Raw genomic sequence first — 13,898 nt, forward strand, 5'->3', positions numbered from 1 at the left:
CCTAGATCTTGCCTATGGCAAGCTTCTTCTCGGCCTGGAACACTTCCTCCACTCGGCCCTGTGCCCAGTATCCGGACAGGGAGACCTGGGAGCGTTCCAGGCCGTGCTGCACGAAGAAAATCTCACGGAGGCCCTTCATATAGCCGCGCTCTCCGTGTGCGAAGACATCCACTCGTCCGGGCAGCCATTCGACGTTGCGGAGGGCGTCGAGCAGGATCTCGCTGGATCCGGCCGGCACTCCATTGCGCTGCAGCCAGTGCAGTTCCATGCCCGACGGAGCAGCGAGGGGCAGGATGTCCTCGGCGTTGTCCACTTCCAGGAACGCGAAGCCACGGGCGTCCGGCCCCAGTGCCTCAATGCTTGCCGCAATTGCCGGGAGGGCCGCGTCGTCACCGGCGAAGAGGTACCAGTCGGCGTCGGGCGACGGGTTGTAGGCGCCACCCGGGCCGGTGAATACCAAGGCGTCGCCGGGTTCCGCTGCGGCTGCCCAAGGACCCGCGAGCCCTTCGTCGCCGTGGACCACAAAGTCGATGGCCAGTTCCTGGGCTTCCAGATCCACCCAGCGGATGGTGTACGTCCGGGTGTGCGGCCACTGCTCCCGGGGCATGGTCTCCCGGATGGCCCAGAGATCCAGTGGAAGCTCGTAGTGCACGCCAGGCTGCGGGAAGACGATCTTCACGTAGCGGTCGACGAATTCGTTGTTCGCGTAGTCGCTGAAGCCGGGGCCGCCCGCCACGATCCGCACCATGTGCGTCGAAAGGCGTTCCTTGCGCAGCACCACCAGGTTGATCTGGGGGCGTGTTTGGCGGGTTGCGGACGACGTCACAGGAAGAGCAGCAGGCATGAAGGTAAGCCTAAGCTAATTGGCTGCGCGTGGCCTGTGTATGAGTCGAACGTTACACCCCAACCCTCTCTCACCTAACGCCCGTTTCTGGCGGACCCTCTCTCACGTAATGCCCGTTTCTGGCGGGCCCTCTCTCACGTAATGCCCGTTTCTGGCGGGCCCTCTCTCACGTAATGCCCGTTTCTGGCGGACCCTCTCTCACGTAATGCCCGTTTCTGGCGGACCCTCTCTCACCGACTCCCGCCGGGCACTAGCCGGTGAGAGAGGGACCGTGATTGGGGGGTGGTTTGGTGAGAGAGGGACCGTGATTGGGGGTGGTTTGGTGAGAGAGGGTCCGGGCGTGGGTGGGGGCTAGAGAACGGGGAGTTCCCAATCGACCGGCCCGGCACCCTGCCCCGCGAGCAGCTCGTTGGTTCGGCTGAACGGCTTGGACCCGAAGAACCCCCGGGACGCGGACAGTGGACTCGGATGAACGGACACGATCGACGGCGCGCCGTTCAACAGTGGCCCCACGGATTCCGCGTCCTTCCCCCACAGGATCGCGACGAGCGGCTTCTGCTTTCCATCGGCGTCGGTGCGGTTCGCGACGGCGGTGACAGCCGCCGTCGTGATGGCCTCCCACCCCTTGCCGCGGTGCGAGCCGGCATTCCCTGCCGCGACGCTCAGCACGCGGTTGAGCAGCAGGACACCCTGGTCCGACCACGCCGTGAGGTCGCCGTGGATGCGCGGCGGCAGCCCCAGATCATCGTGGAGTTCGCGGTAGATATTGGCCAGGCTTCGGGGGACGGGCCGGGTTTCTCGGGACACCGAGAAGGAAAGCCCGACGGCGTGTCCCGGCGTTGGGTACGGGTCCTGGCCGAGCAAGAGCACCTTGACGTCGGCAAGTGGCCGTTGGAAGGCCCGCAGGAGGTTGGAGGCAGCCGGAAGGACCTGTGTCCCCTGCCCGGCCTGCTTGGCCACGAAGGCCAACGCCTCGTAGAGCTCTCCCTCAACAGGCCGAAGGGCGCTTGCCCAGTCGGGAGCCATGAGTTCCTCGAGGGGTCTGTCGAGCAGCGCGCCGAAGTCCTGGTTGGCAGTGTTGTTGGGTTCAAGGTCAAAGAGTGCATCCTCGCCAGTCACCCGGCCATTGTCCCTTGCCTGGGCTGCGCGTGCGAATGACAGGCTTGTTATTCGCCCGTAACATAGGGGTAGGACATTTTCCCCAACAAGCGTCGAAGGAGTGTGCCGTGGCCGAACCAGCACCGGAACCGATGGCGCCGCAGGCAACGGGTTTTGCCCTTGAAGACCTTGCGGCCGGCGTCCGCAGCGACTCGCCGTTGAGCGAGCGGGACCAGCAGATGCTGGCCTTGGAACGGCAGTGGTGGAAGTACGCGGGGGCCAAAGAACAGGCTATCCGGGAACTCTTCGATCTCTCCGCCACGCACTACTACCAGATCCTCAACGCCCTCATCGATACCGAGGACGCATTGGCCCACGATCCCATGCTGGTCAAGAGACTGCGTAGACTACGTACGTCCCGCCAACGCGCGCGGACAGCGCGGCGCTTGGGGTCGGACGCGTAAATCGGCAGGCTGATCTGTCAGCAGCAACCAGCAAGGACAACGCTTCACCATGACCAAATTTGCCAAGGATGAATTCGACCGGGTCCCGCAGAACGCGTCCCGGCAGGGCGTGCACCGCGACGCCACGGAGACAGCCCGCCCCACCTTGTGGCCTGTCCTGACGGTTGGAGTCGTCGCCTTGGTGCTCGGCCTGGTTGCTTTCCTGATCCTGCCGCGTCTTGGATTCGTGGCTCCTGTTGCCTCGTCCAGCACTTCCGCGCCGGCCTCGCAGCACAGCGAGGCGGCGCCGTCCGCAACCCCGTCCGAGACGGGCAGCGCCCCCATCGCCTCGGGTGAACCCACGCCTTCCGAGTCAGCGTCGGCTACCCCGTCCGCGGCCCCGGTGGACAAGACCACTGCGGTGGCCGTCTACAACGGCACCGCGACGGCGGGCCTCGCCAGCCGCGTGGCCGGACTCGTTCAGGGCGATGGCTGGGCACTCGGCACGGTGGGGAACTGGGGCGGGCTGCCGCAGCAGACTTCGGTGGTGTTCTACAACGCCCCGGCCCAAAAGGCGAACGCCGAGGCAGTTGCCGCCCTCTTGCGCATCACCTCGGTAGTGGAGTCACCGGAAGTCCAGCAGCCGCTGGTAGTTGTTGTGGGACCCGGCTACCAGTAAACAGCGCGCTCCAGCCATCCCGGTTAAGCCTCAATAACAAAAACGCTGCCCTGCCTTCGGGCGGCAGCGCGGGCGCCGTGACTGTGGTTACAGTGGATTGATTCCGGTACGGAGATCCCGTCAACCGGTCTTGGCAACTGTGAAAGTGTGGGCATCATGGCTTTGGGAACCGTCAAATGGTTCAACGCCGAAAAAGGGTACGGCTTCATTACTGTGGACGATTCCGGCGATGACGTCTTTGTGCATTGGTCGGCCATCCAGATGGACGGTTTCCGCGCGCTCGAAGAGGGCCAGCGCGTTGAGTTCGAACTCGGCGAAGGCCTGAAGGGCCCTCAGGCCGAGAGTGTCCGCGTCGCCTGACCCGGAGTCCGGTTCTCCGCTGTCGGCTGAAACTGCCCGGATGTATGGCGCAAGGTGGCGCCCCTGCTTGCACTCTCAACGGTCGAGTGCTAATTATTGATTTAGCACTCCCACGCATCGACTGCTAATTCCGGCCCGTTCGCGGCGCCTCGGGGATGGTGATCGGTGCCGGGAGGATCAAGAAACACCCTGGTGGGGTGAGGTCCGGAGCGCGCGGCATACAGAGGTCGCAGGCAAAGGATCGTCCGTCGCGGGCATCCCACCTGACAGGTACCTTCTTAACGACTGTCCCGAAAGGACTACCGCCGTTATGGCCAAGATCATTGCATTTGATGAAGAGGCACGCCGCGGCCTCGAGCGGGGCCTGAACACCCTTGCTGACGCCGTCAAGGTCACCCTCGGCCCGCGTGGACGCAACGTCGTCCTCGAAAAGAAGTGGGGCGCCCCCACGATCACCAACGATGGTGTTTCCATCGCCAAGGAGATCGAGCTGGACGATCCTTACGAGAAGATCGGCGCCGAGCTGGTCAAGGAAGTTGCCAAGAAGACGGACGACGTCGCCGGTGACGGTACCACCACCGCTACGGTCCTCGCCCAGGCACTGGTCAAGGAAGGCCTGCGCAACGTTGCCGCCGGCGCCGACCCGCTGTCCCTCAAGCGCGGCATCGAGAAGGCCGTTGACGCTGTCATCAGCGAACTGCTGGCCTCCGCCAAGGAAATCGAAACCAAGGAAGAGATCGCCGCTACGGCTTCCATCTCCGCCGGCGACCAGGAAATCGGCGCACTGATCGCTGAAGCCCTGGACAAGGTGGGCAAGGAAGGCGTCATCACGGTCGAGGAATCCAACACCTTCGGCCTGGAGCTTGAGCTCACCGAAGGCATGCGCTTCGACAAGGGCTACATCTCCGCCTACTTCGTCACCGACGCTGAGCGCCAGGAAACGGTCCTCGAAGACCCTTACATCCTGATCGTCAACTCCAAGATCTCCAACGTGAAGGAACTCGTTGCGGTCCTGGAGAAGGTCATGCAGTCCAACAAGCCGCTGCTGATCATCGCTGAAGACATCGAGGGTGAAGCCCTTGCCACGCTGATCGTCAACAAGATCCGTGGCACCTTCAAGTCCGTTGCCGTCAAGGCTCCGGGCTTCGGTGACCGCCGCAAGGCACAGCTCGCCGACATCGCCATCCTCACCGGCGGCCAGGTCATCTCCGAAGAGGTTGGCCTCAAGCTGGAGAACGCTGGACTGGAACTCCTTGGCACCGCCCGCAAGGTTGTTGTCACCAAGGACGAGACCACCATCGTCGAAGGTGCAGGCGACGCCGAGCAGATCGCAGGCCGTGTTGCCCAGATCCGTTCCGAGATCGAGAACTCCGACTCCGACTACGACCGCGAGAAGCTGCAGGAGCGCCTGGCCAAGCTGGCCGGCGGCGTTGCAGTCATCAAGGCCGGTGCCGCAACCGAAGTTGAGCTCAAGGAACGCAAGCACCGCATTGAGGACGCTGTCCGCAACGCTAAGGCTGCCGTTGAAGAAGGCATCGTCGCCGGTGGTGGCGTTGCCCTCATCCAGGCCGGTGCCAAGGCCTTCGCCAACCTGAACCTCGAGAACGACGAAGCAACGGGCGCCAACATCGTCAAGGTTGCCATCGACGCTCCGCTGAAGCAGATTGCTTTCAACGCCGGCCTCGAGCCGGGCGTTGTTGCCGACAAGGTCCGCGGCCTGCCTTCCGGCCACGGCCTGAACGCCGCCACGGGTGTTTACGAAGACCTGCTGGCCGCCGGCGTCAACGACCCCGTCAAGGTCACCCGTTCGGCCCTCCAGAACGCTGCTTCCATCGCTGGTCTGTTCCTGACCACCGAGGCTGTAGTAGCCGACAAGCCTGAGAAGAACGCTCCGGCTCCGGGCGGCGACGAGATGGGCGGCATGGGCGGCTTCTAAGCCTCCTGTACTGCAGCGTCACGCTCAGAACGTACGACGGCGGTCCTCACCTTTGGTGGGGGCCGCCGTCGGCGTTTCACCGCTGGGGGATGGGCCGCCGATTGCGTGGGAATCCGGCCACTTCGCAGGGAGAGTTGCGGCGTTATGGCACGCTTCCCGCATCCTCGCGGTTCCCGGGGGCCGCAAAAAGTGTCAGTGCAGTCTGGCAGGATTAAAGGCATGACGATTATTGCTGCCGCCGATGGCTCTGCCCTCGGCAATCCTGGGCCGGCCGGTTGGGCCTGGTATGTTGACGATTCCTGTTGGCGCGCAGGAGGTTGGCCGCACGGCACCAACAACATGGGCGAGCTCATGGCTGTCCTTGACCTGTTCCGTTCAACGGCCCACATCCCCCAGGAAGAGCTGCGTATCCTCTGCGACAGCCAGTACGTCATCAACTGCGTCACCAAGTGGATGCCCGGATGGAAGCGGAAGGGTTGGCGCAAGGCCGACGGCAAGCCCGTGCTCAACGTGGACCTCCTCAAAGATATCGACCAGGCGATTGTTGGCCGCAAGTACACGTTCGAGTGGGTCAAAGGCCATGCGGGCCACGATCTCAACGAAGCTGCTGATGAGCGAGCGCGTGCTGCGGCAACGGCCTACCAGCAAGGTGTGGCAGCCCCGGGTGGACCCGGCTTCTCGGGCGCCGCTGGAACAGCCGCAGAGCCCGTTCCGGCCCGTGCACGGGCTACAGCGGCCTCCGGCGGTACTCCGGCCCGTGCACGGGCTACAGCGGCCTCCGGCGGTACTCCGGCCCAGGCCGTAGCCGCAGCCCCGACAGCAGCACCAGCATCACTCGCCGTTCCATCATCAGTCTCCGGTTCGGCGCCAGCCGCGCCTGCATCCAGCCCCCTCCCGGCTTCGCGGCTGGAGCGCACACCCCGCTTGCACTCCGAGCCCACGCTCTTTGGCGAATCGGGGATCTTTGGCCAAGCCGACCTTTTCAGCGAGCTGGAAGACGCCGCTGCAACCCCGGAGCTGTCGGCCGAGGAAGTGGTGGTGGCCCTCGAACGCGAACTGCTCCGTCCGGACGTTCGCGCGGATATCGGGAGGATCGGCGTGTTGCTGCACCCCGAGTTTGCCGAGATCGGCCAGTCCGGAAGGTTCTGGACCCGGGACGCCATGATGGTTGCCCTGGAGGAGGATCCGGGGGAGCACGTGGAACTGGAACTCCTGAACGCAGACCGCCTCAGCGAGAACACCATCCTGCTGAACTACCGGAGCTTGTCCCACGCGGGTTCGGCTCTCCGCAGCTCGGTATGGCTTCTTGACCGGGGCCAGTGGAGGCTGCGGTTCCACCAAGGAACTGCCGAAAACTAGGCTGACCTGCGGGGCGGCCGCACAGGGGGGAAGACGGCCGCCCCGCAGGAGTTTCGGAAGCCGGCCCCTAGTAGGCGAAGCGCTGCGTGTTGCCCTGCTCAACCTCGGCGTAGTTCGAAGCTGCGGTCGCCAAGGCGACGTTGATGGATGCGAGGGAGGACTCCACCTTGTTCTGGGTCAGGGTCCATTCGAGGACCAGTGACTGGAAATTGGTGGCCGCCGAGCCGCGCCACGTGGCTTGGAGTTCATCAAGTCCCTGCTTCATGGCCTGAACGTCCGTGCTGATGCGGTCAACCGTTGCTTTGACGTTGGCAGCCTTGAGTTGAAGGAGTTCGGTATCGACGGAGATAACGCTCATGGGTGATGCCTTTCGACGAGGATGTTCCGCGGTGTCGCGGTGGAAGCGTGGCCACGACATCGAGCCTAGGCACCAGCCGCAATCCGCGGAAAGGTCGATCACCGCTATGTGGATAACACCTCTGCGGGTTCCTCGTGGAAGGGCAGGCTGACCACCAAAGTGGCCCCGCCGCCGTCGGTCTCGGTGACCCGGACGGTACCGCCGTGGCTTCCCACGATCGCGGCGACAATGGCCAGTCCCAAGCCGCTTCCGCCGGTTTCGCGCGTCCGCGAGGTATCCGCGCGGTAGAAGCGTTCGAAGATCTTGTTGGTTTCTTCCTGCGGAATGCCGGGGCCATGGTCCCGGATCTCGATGGCGGAGAAGGAGCCCTCCGGGGCGGTCCGGACGCCAACAGCCAGTTCGATCGGGCTGCCGTCCGGTGTGTACCGCAGAGCGTTTCCCACCAGGTTTCCGATCACCTGCCGCAGCTTGGCTTCGTCGCCCTGGACTGGTGCGGGTGCAGGAGAGGTGCCGTCCAGGCCTACAAGCCTGATGGTGCGGTCACCGGAGGCGGCGCGGGTATCCACCACGGCGTCGTTCGCCAGCAACTGCAGATCCACTGGCTTCAAGTGCAGCGGGCGCTGTTCGTCCAGCCTGGCCAGCATCAGCAGGTCCTCAACCATGGACCCCATGCGCTTCGCTTCGCTCTCAATCCGGCCCATCGCCGTCGAGACGTCATCGGGGGAGGTCAGCGCGCCGTGGCGATACAGCTCGGAGAAGCCCCGGATGGTGACCAGGGGAGTGCGGAGTTCGTGGGAGGCGTCCGCAGCAAACCGCCGCATGCGGGCCTCGGACGCGGCGCGGGCGGCAAAAGAGGATTCGATGTGCGCCAGCATGGCATTGAGTGAGCCGCCCAGGCGCCCCACCTCGGTGTGCGGATTGTCGATCTCGACGCGGCGGGAGAGATCCCCTGCGGCGATGGCGGCGGCGGTCTTCTCCACACGGGCCAATGGCCGGAAGGACCGCGCCACGGTCCAGGTGGCTATGAAGAACGCCAGGACCAGCGTCAGGAGTCCCACCCCGACAACCACCAGGACGGCGTGCTCCATGACCTTGTCCACGGGCGTCAGCGGCAGGCCGATGATCACAACGCCGTTTTGGCCGTTGGCCACTACTCCCACGGCCACTACGCGCCAGTTGGTTCCCGCGGTTCCGCTGACCTGGAAGGGAGCATTGCCGCGTGCCTTGGCTTCGGCCGGGGTGATGTTTGCGATCGCCGGGCGGTCGTTTGCGTTCCCGCCGAACGGGTACGGCGAAAGGCCGGAGACATAGAGTGTCAGCGAGTAATCCGTAGGCACGGCCGGGTTGTACTCGGACAATTTGTCGAACGACTGCTGGTCCTGTGCAAGGGCAACTGCGGCCTTGAGCTTGTCGTCCACCTGGCCCTGGAGGTAGCTCTTGACGAGGGTCAGCGTACCGGCCCCGGTCGCAGCCAGGGCCAAGAGGAGCAGCCCCATGATGATTGCAACGAGTTGCGACCTCAGGGACGCCGATTTCCAGCGTTGCAGCAAGGTCAGCGCTTCTCTGCCGTCCGCAAGACGTAGCCCACGCCCCGCTTTGTCTGGATCAGGGCGGCAGCATCGGGGTCGATGTCCACCTTCCTGCGCAGGTAGGAGATGTACGACTCAACGATGGAGGCGTCGCCGTTGAAGTCGTATTCCCACACGTGGTCCAGGATCTGGGCCTTGGACAGCACGCGGTTGGGGTTCAGCATGAGGTAGCGAAGCAGCTTGAATTCGGTGGGGGACAGTTCGATCACGGTCCCGCCACGGCGAACCTCGTGGGCGTCGTCATCGAGTTCCAGATCGTCCACGCGGATCACGGCGTCGTCGTCTTCCAGCGGCTGGGTGCGGCGCAGGACGGCACGGATGCGGGCAACGACTTCATCCAGGCTGAAGGGCTTGGTGACGTAATCGTCGCCACCCACGGTCAGGCCGGTGACCTTGTCCTCGGTATCGTCTTTGGCCGTCAGGAACAATACGGGGAAGTGCTTGCCGGCAGCACGGAGGCGCCGTGTCACCGTGAAGCCGTCCATGTCCGGAAGCATGACGTCCAGGACGGCAAGATCGGGGGCGTGGGTGTCTGCGGCTGCGAGGGCTTCGCGGCCATTCGATGCGGCTACGACCTCGAAACCTGCAAAGCGCAGTGACGTGGAGAGAAGCTCGCGGATGTTGGGTTCGTCGTCGACGACAAGGAGCTTGGCTTCGGGGCCGTTCTTTTTCATGACACCCATGATGCTCCCAGATTCTGGGAGTTATCTGGATGCTCTATGGGAGGGCGCTGCGTGCCGCGACGGTACCAGGTCCTTACGCGCCCAGTGCCAGCCCTATCCCCAGGGCGGTCATGGTCACGGCGATGCCACCATCCAGGAACCGCCATGCCAAGGGCTTGGCGAAGAATCCGCGGAGGAACCTCGCCCCGAAGCCGAGCGCCGAAAACCATAGGACGCTGCCAACCATTGCACCGATGCCGAACCACCACTGCAACTGTGTTCCCTGGGCGCTGGCGATCGATCCGAGCAAGGCAATATCCAGGTAAACGTGCGGGTTCAGCCACGTCAGGGCCAGCATGGTGGTGACGGCGGCGGCAAGCCCCCGCTTGCCTGGGTAGCTGGATCCATCGCCCGCGAGGAGCGCCTGGGGCCGCAGTGCACGGCGGGCCGCCATTGCGCCATAGGTCACCAGGAACGCTGCGCCCACAAAGCGGAGAATCACGACGGCGGCAGGCGCCGCCGCGATCAGCGCACCGATGCCCAGGACTCCTGCTGCGATGAGGACAGCGTCTGACAGGGCGCAGACTGCGACGATGGGGCCAATGTGTTCACCGCGGATTCCTTGCCGGAGCACGAAGGCGTTCTGTGCCCCGATGGCGACGATGAGGGCGAGTCCGGTGGCCAGGCCAAGCCCGGCGGTATTGAAGATGTCAGCAGTGTTCACCCTTCAAAACTATGAATCGGATGTTCTTTAGACCAGCTAAAGATTCTGAAGCTGCCTAAGATATTCTTATGACCCAATTTCCGTCCGAGCAATTGCTGACGTTCGCCGCGGTCCTCTCCGAAGGGACGTTGGACGCAGCAGCACGGCAGCTTCACATCACGCCCTCAGCCGTGTCACAGCGACTCAAGGCCCTGGAGCAATCGGCGGGCAGAGTCCTGCTGCAGCGCAGCAATCCGGCCCAGGCCACGGAAGCCGGCGAGGTAGTGCTGCGCCTGGCACGGCAAGTGGCGCAACTCGAAGCTGACGCAGGGACGGAACTCGGGTTGGGCTCCGACGGGCCGCGGCTGGCCATCCCCATCGTGGTCAACGCCGATTCCTTGTCCATGTGGTTCCTCCAAGCCCTGGCCCGTCTTCCCAAGGAATTGAACGTCACTTTCGATCTCCACCGGGACGACGAGCAGCATTCTGCGTCCTTCCTTCGCTCCGGCAAGGTGATGGCCGCCGTGACCGCGACTCCGGATCCCGTACAGGGTTGCCGGGTGGAGCCGCTCGGCGTCATGAGGTACCGGGCGGTGGCGGAACCTGCCTTCGCTAGGCGTTGGTTTGCCGACGGCGTGGACCAGGCGAAGCTTAACTCTGCGCCTACCGTCGATTTCGACCGGAAGGACACGTATCAGTGGGCCTTCGTCAGGACGTGGCCGGGGAAACCGCAGGAAACTCCTGAACGGAAAGGACCACGCCACTATGTTCCTGCATCCCATGACTTCGGAGACGCGATCAGGCTGGGATTGGGGTGGGGCCTGATTCCCGAGGTCCAGTGTGGGCCGGACATCGCAGATGGCCGGCTGATCGAGCTCGCGCCGGACCGGCCCTTCGACGTCCCCTTGTACTGGCAGCGTTGGAAGACGGCATCCACGGTGTTGGATGTGGTGAGCGATACGGTCAGGGAGGCTGCGGCGGAGTTCCTGCGCAAGCCATAGCTGAAACGGATGTGGAACACGCCCGCCGATGCTTCCAAAAATGTCAGTGCCCCATCCCACACTGGAAACATGGCAAAGAAAATAGCACCAACCAGCAGCACGTCCCCGTCGGCCGACGTCGAATACGAGTACCACGTGAGCTACTCCGACTCCCAGACTGGCCCGGTTCAGATTGAAGAATTCGATGACCTTGCTGCCGCTGAGCGCTTTGTGGCATTGCAGCTCCGCACGGAAGATTCCTGGGCGATAGTGGAACGCGTGGAGATCCACGCCCACCTCCGCCTGGTGGCCTAGACGCACATCGCGCCGGAGGTTACTCCGGCTTGTTGTGCGCGTGGCCTCCGTGCACGAACGGCGACGAGACGCCCTGGTACTGCAGCAACATCATCATGCCCTCGGCGGCGTGGTCCAGGTTGTGGCAGTGGTCCATCCAGATTCCTGGATTGTCGGCGGTCAGCTGCACTTGCCAGACTTCCCCTGGTTGGATGTCCACGGTGTCCAGCAGCAGCGGAGAACCTGTAGGCGCCGTTCCGTTGCGGCTCAGGACCAGGACGTGGTGGCCGTGGGGATGCATCGGATGGGGTTCGGCGGTCCTGTTCACGATCGTCACGTTCAGGACATCCCCTTCGGCTACCTCCATGGATGGCACCAAGGGGTACGCAGCGCCGTTGACGGTGAAGGCGTAGCGCGGGATTCCGTCCACGAAGCGGAATTGCCGGTCCAGCACTACCACTTCTTCGCGAGTCGCCGCCGGAACGGACGGTTGCCCGGATACGGGCTTGCCATAGCCCAGAAGATCCAGGACCGGAGTGCTCGCATAAACGCCTGCCGCGGGTTTCGCGGGAGTCCCGGAGGTCCAGTCCGGTGGAGAAATGACCACCACAGCATCCGCGGCCGCATCGGAGTGGACGGTCACTGGTGCAGCCGGCATGGTGAACGTGAAGTCGTTCCGGCCGCCCGCCCCTATCCGGAGCAGCTGCCCTTCGACCTCTCCGGGTTCGTTCACGGGGGTCCCGTCAACGGCAGCTACCTTGAAGGCCGTCCCGGACACCAGGTAGCGCTGGGGGAGCGAATCGGTATTGACGAGTCGCACGCGGACGGTGGATCCCGGCGTGGCCGTGTAGGCGCTGCTACGGTCTGAGGAGCCCAGCAACCCCAGACCGCTGAGGTCGTGTCCGGCTACCGCGATGTCCGCATCAGGACGGACATCGGTGGTGCCGTGCACGACGAATACGCCGTAGAGTCCCTTCCGGACTCCCTCGGCAGAATCCTGGTGCGTGTGGTACCAATACGTACCCACTTGTGCGGCTGTGAAACGGTAGGTCATGGATTGCCCGGGCATCACGGCATCCTGCGTTGCGCCGGCAACCCCGTCCATGGCGTTGGGGACGTCATAACCATGCCAATGGAGCGTGACCCCGGCCGTCACATCCCGGTTGTTCAGCACCACCTCCATCACTTCGCCCTGCTGTGCCTCCAAGGTGGGTCCCGGCAAGCTCCCGAACGTCCAGGCCTCTACCGATTGACCGGATGGCAGCGTCACCTGTTCCACACGGGCGGTGAGTTCATAGTGGCGAACCACGGCATGTGCGGGAGAGCTGCCCAACAGCGTGGTCACCGGAACCGGCGCTGCTACCGGAACTGTTGCACCGCCGTCGTGGTGTCCCACTGCCGTGGCTATTCCGGTGCCGTCGGCCGCGCGGCTGCCGAGCCAGGCGAAGACCCCCGAACCCAACGCGGTACAGGCCAGGAGCCCGGCGACTGCGGTGACCGCCGTCGTGCGCCTTTCCGGTGTCACGGACCCTCCGCGGACCGGTGGAAACAGGGCGAGTTTGGCCGCCAGGACGGTGCCGCCCACGAGGAACAGCAGGATCACCAGGGACCACACGGCCGGGAACGGCCCCAGGATGAATGCCAGCCCGAGCGATCCCACAGCCGCAGCCCCGGCGGCCACGAGTGACAGCACGGCCCACTGACGTCCGCGCCCCGCAGGGACGGGGGCAGATTGTGAGCCGGTGTTCCGCTTCCTCAGCAAATACGGAACACCGGCCATCGCGGCCCCAACCGCGGGAATGGCGGTCAACGGCAGGCTGATGGTTATGCGCTCATGGGCAAACCACCAGCTGCTTGCCGCCAAGGCAGGAAGCAGTGCGTAGCGGCCGGCCGTTGCCAGGACGGCAACGCCCAGGGACAGCAAGGCCGCGTCTACCCCATGACGCCGTACCTTTCGGGATGCTGTCAGCCACGCTGCCGCGATCCAGGCACCGGCGGCAAGGACCGCCAGCACCAGGTCCATGGCCATCAGCTGTGAGGAGTTCACAGCTGATGGGGGTCAGGCCGTGGCGGAAGCTGAAGCATCCGTGGACGAGGCTTTGGGTGGCAGCGGCTGTGGATTCAGTGCCACGGCCCGTGCCCGGTTGAACAACCAGTAGGACATGAAGATGATCATCAAGCCGGTGATGGGATGGATTGACGCCACCCAGGACCCGGAGGGAGTGATGAAGTCCTCCGAAGAACCGGTCAGCATACCTCCGATGATGAAGATGAACAGTTGGACCCAGGTCATCAGGAAAATGCCGGCAGCGAGCCAGATGGTCCGGGAACCCGCCCGGGCGATCGCGGCTACGATGACGGCAAGCAGGGCGGCGTAGCGCAGCACGAACTGGCCGTTCATGACGTGGTACACGCCTGCCTCGCGCTGGGCTTCGATGGTGTTTTGGAAGTGGAAGTATCCGGCGAAAAACAGTTGGGCGAGTGATGAGAGCAGAATGATGGCCGCAAGGACCAGGAGGGTCTTACGCATGGGGAATCCTCGGACAAGACTTCACGGATTCGTCTAGGCCTTCTAATCGCCGGCTCCCTGGCT

The 13,898-nt window shown here is 64.2% G+C and carries 15 protein-coding genes; 7 read left to right on the forward strand and 8 right to left on the reverse strand.

The genetic code is table 11. The features are described from left to right. Position 1: 1 nt before the first annotated feature. Both ACIPY3_RS11430 and ACIPY3_RS11435 read right to left on the reverse strand, forming a co-directional pair. Positions 2–844, reverse strand: coding sequence for a siderophore-interacting protein (locus tag ACIPY3_RS11430; RefSeq protein ID WP_400334025.1), 843 nt, complete (start codon positions 842–844; stop codon positions 2–4). A gap of 351 nt (positions 845–1,195) precedes the next feature. Further along, positions 1,196–1,963: a uracil-DNA glycosylase gene (locus ACIPY3_RS11435; RefSeq protein ID WP_400334028.1), complete on the reverse strand. Its 768-nt coding sequence runs from the start codon at positions 1,961–1,963 to the stop codon at positions 1,196–1,198. 107 nt (positions 1,964–2,070) lie between these two features. Between ACIPY3_RS11435 and ACIPY3_RS11440 the strand changes: the two genes are divergently transcribed. The 5 genes from ACIPY3_RS11440 to ACIPY3_RS11460 all read left to right on the forward strand — a co-directional run bounded on the left by ACIPY3_RS11440 (position 2,071) and on the right by ACIPY3_RS11460 (position 6,719). Then, positions 2,071–2,406, forward strand: coding sequence for a DUF3263 domain-containing protein (locus ACIPY3_RS11440; protein WP_387438035.1), 336 nt, complete (start codon positions 2,071–2,073; stop codon positions 2,404–2,406). A gap of 49 nt (positions 2,407–2,455) precedes the next feature. Further along, a complete protein-coding gene (locus ACIPY3_RS11445; RefSeq protein WP_400334031.1) occupies positions 2,456–3,064 on the forward strand; it encodes a LytR C-terminal domain-containing protein in 609 nt (202 codons plus the stop codon). A 156-nt stretch (positions 3,065–3,220) separates the two neighbouring features. Continuing rightward, positions 3,221–3,424, forward strand: a complete 204-nt coding sequence (locus ACIPY3_RS11450) for a cold-shock protein (protein WP_217376272.1) — start codon at positions 3,221–3,223, stop codon at positions 3,422–3,424. A gap of 310 nt (positions 3,425–3,734) precedes the next feature. After that, complete coding sequence (gene groL / locus ACIPY3_RS11455; RefSeq protein WP_397323158.1) at positions 3,735–5,360, forward strand: chaperonin GroEL; 1,626 nt, start codon at positions 3,735–3,737, stop codon at positions 5,358–5,360. Between the two features lie 219 nt (positions 5,361–5,579). Beyond that, positions 5,580–6,719 carry an RNase H family protein gene (locus tag ACIPY3_RS11460; RefSeq protein ID WP_400334034.1) on the forward strand — a complete coding sequence of 380 codons (1,140 nt, stop codon included), beginning with the start codon at positions 5,580–5,582 and terminating at the stop codon, positions 6,717–6,719. A gap of 67 nt (positions 6,720–6,786) precedes the next feature. Here ACIPY3_RS11460 and ACIPY3_RS11465 read toward each other — a convergent pair whose 3' ends face one another. From ACIPY3_RS11465 to ACIPY3_RS11480, 4 genes are all read right to left on the reverse strand, one after another. Continuing rightward, positions 6,787–7,077, reverse strand: coding sequence for a WXG100 family type VII secretion target (locus ACIPY3_RS11465; RefSeq protein WP_397323156.1), 291 nt, complete (start codon positions 7,075–7,077; stop codon positions 6,787–6,789). A gap of 104 nt (positions 7,078–7,181) precedes the next feature. Then, a complete protein-coding gene (locus ACIPY3_RS11470; protein ID WP_400334036.1) occupies positions 7,182–8,627 on the reverse strand; it encodes an ATP-binding protein in 1,446 nt (481 codons plus the stop codon). A gap of 2 nt (positions 8,628–8,629) precedes the next feature. Further along, on the reverse strand, positions 8,630–9,340 hold the full coding sequence (locus ACIPY3_RS11475; RefSeq protein ID WP_347109954.1) for a response regulator transcription factor: 711 nt from the start codon (positions 9,338–9,340) through the stop codon (positions 8,630–8,632). 82 nt (positions 9,341–9,422) lie between these two features. Continuing rightward, the gene (locus ACIPY3_RS11480; RefSeq protein ID WP_400334039.1) at positions 9,423–10,052 is read right to left on the reverse strand and encodes a LysE/ArgO family amino acid transporter; all 630 of its coding nucleotides are present in this window, start codon (positions 10,050–10,052) and stop codon (positions 9,423–9,425) included. Positions 10,053–10,120: 68 nt separating this feature from the next. Between ACIPY3_RS11480 and ACIPY3_RS11485 the strand changes: the two genes are divergently transcribed. Together ACIPY3_RS11485 and ACIPY3_RS11490 are read left to right on the forward strand one after the other, a co-directional pair. Beyond that, positions 10,121–11,032, forward strand: a complete 912-nt coding sequence (locus ACIPY3_RS11485; RefSeq protein ID WP_400334042.1) for a LysR family transcriptional regulator ArgP — start codon at positions 10,121–10,123, stop codon at positions 11,030–11,032. Between the two features lie 69 nt (positions 11,033–11,101). Continuing rightward, the gene (locus ACIPY3_RS11490; protein ID WP_400334045.1) at positions 11,102–11,326 is read left to right on the forward strand and encodes a hypothetical protein; all 225 of its coding nucleotides are present in this window, start codon (positions 11,102–11,104) and stop codon (positions 11,324–11,326) included. 19 nt (positions 11,327–11,345) lie between these two features. On the opposite strand, the gene ACIPY3_RS11495 is transcribed toward ACIPY3_RS11490, so the two are convergent. Both ACIPY3_RS11495 and ACIPY3_RS11500 read right to left on the reverse strand, forming a co-directional pair. After that, on the reverse strand, positions 11,346–13,352 hold the full coding sequence (locus tag ACIPY3_RS11495) for a multicopper oxidase family protein (protein WP_400334047.1): 2,007 nt from the start codon (positions 13,350–13,352) through the stop codon (positions 11,346–11,348). Positions 13,353–13,364: 12 nt separating this feature from the next. Beyond that, the gene (locus ACIPY3_RS11500; protein WP_400334050.1) at positions 13,365–13,835 is read right to left on the reverse strand and encodes a hypothetical protein; all 471 of its coding nucleotides are present in this window, start codon (positions 13,833–13,835) and stop codon (positions 13,365–13,367) included. Positions 13,836–13,898: the final 63 nt, after the last annotated feature.

Origin of the sequence: Paenarthrobacter sp. NPDC089714 (assembly GCF_044748905.1) — a bacterium.
GTDB lineage: Bacteria > Actinomycetota > Actinomycetes > Actinomycetales > Micrococcaceae > Arthrobacter.

Excerpts from the sequence above, each read along its gene's own strand:
- ACIPY3_RS11430 (WP_400334025.1), bottom strand. The coding sequence starts at position 844 with ATGCCTGCTGCTCTTCCTGTGACGTCGTCCGCAACCCGCCAAACACGC.
- ACIPY3_RS11445 (WP_400334031.1), top strand. The coding sequence starts at position 2,456 with ATGACCAAATTTGCCAAGGATGAATTCGACCGGGTCCCGCAGAACGCG.
- ACIPY3_RS11450 (WP_217376272.1), top strand. The coding sequence starts at position 3,221 with ATGGCTTTGGGAACCGTCAAATGGTTCAACGCCGAAAAAGGGTACGGC.
- groL (WP_397323158.1), top strand. The coding sequence starts at position 3,735 with ATGGCCAAGATCATTGCATTTGATGAAGAGGCACGCCGCGGCCTCGAG.
- ACIPY3_RS11460 (WP_400334034.1), top strand. The coding sequence starts at position 5,580 with ATGACGATTATTGCTGCCGCCGATGGCTCTGCCCTCGGCAATCCTGGG.
- ACIPY3_RS11465 (WP_397323156.1), bottom strand. The coding sequence starts at position 7,077 with ATGAGCGTTATCTCCGTCGATACCGAACTCCTTCAACTCAAGGCTGCC.
- ACIPY3_RS11475 (WP_347109954.1), bottom strand. The coding sequence starts at position 9,340 with ATGAAAAAGAACGGCCCCGAAGCCAAGCTCCTTGTCGTCGACGACGAA.
- ACIPY3_RS11485 (WP_400334042.1), top strand. The coding sequence starts at position 10,121 with ATGACCCAATTTCCGTCCGAGCAATTGCTGACGTTCGCCGCGGTCCTC.
- ACIPY3_RS11490 (WP_400334045.1), top strand. The coding sequence starts at position 11,102 with ATGGCAAAGAAAATAGCACCAACCAGCAGCACGTCCCCGTCGGCCGAC.
- ACIPY3_RS11500 (WP_400334050.1), bottom strand. The coding sequence starts at position 13,835 with ATGCGTAAGACCCTCCTGGTCCTTGCGGCCATCATTCTGCTCTCATCA.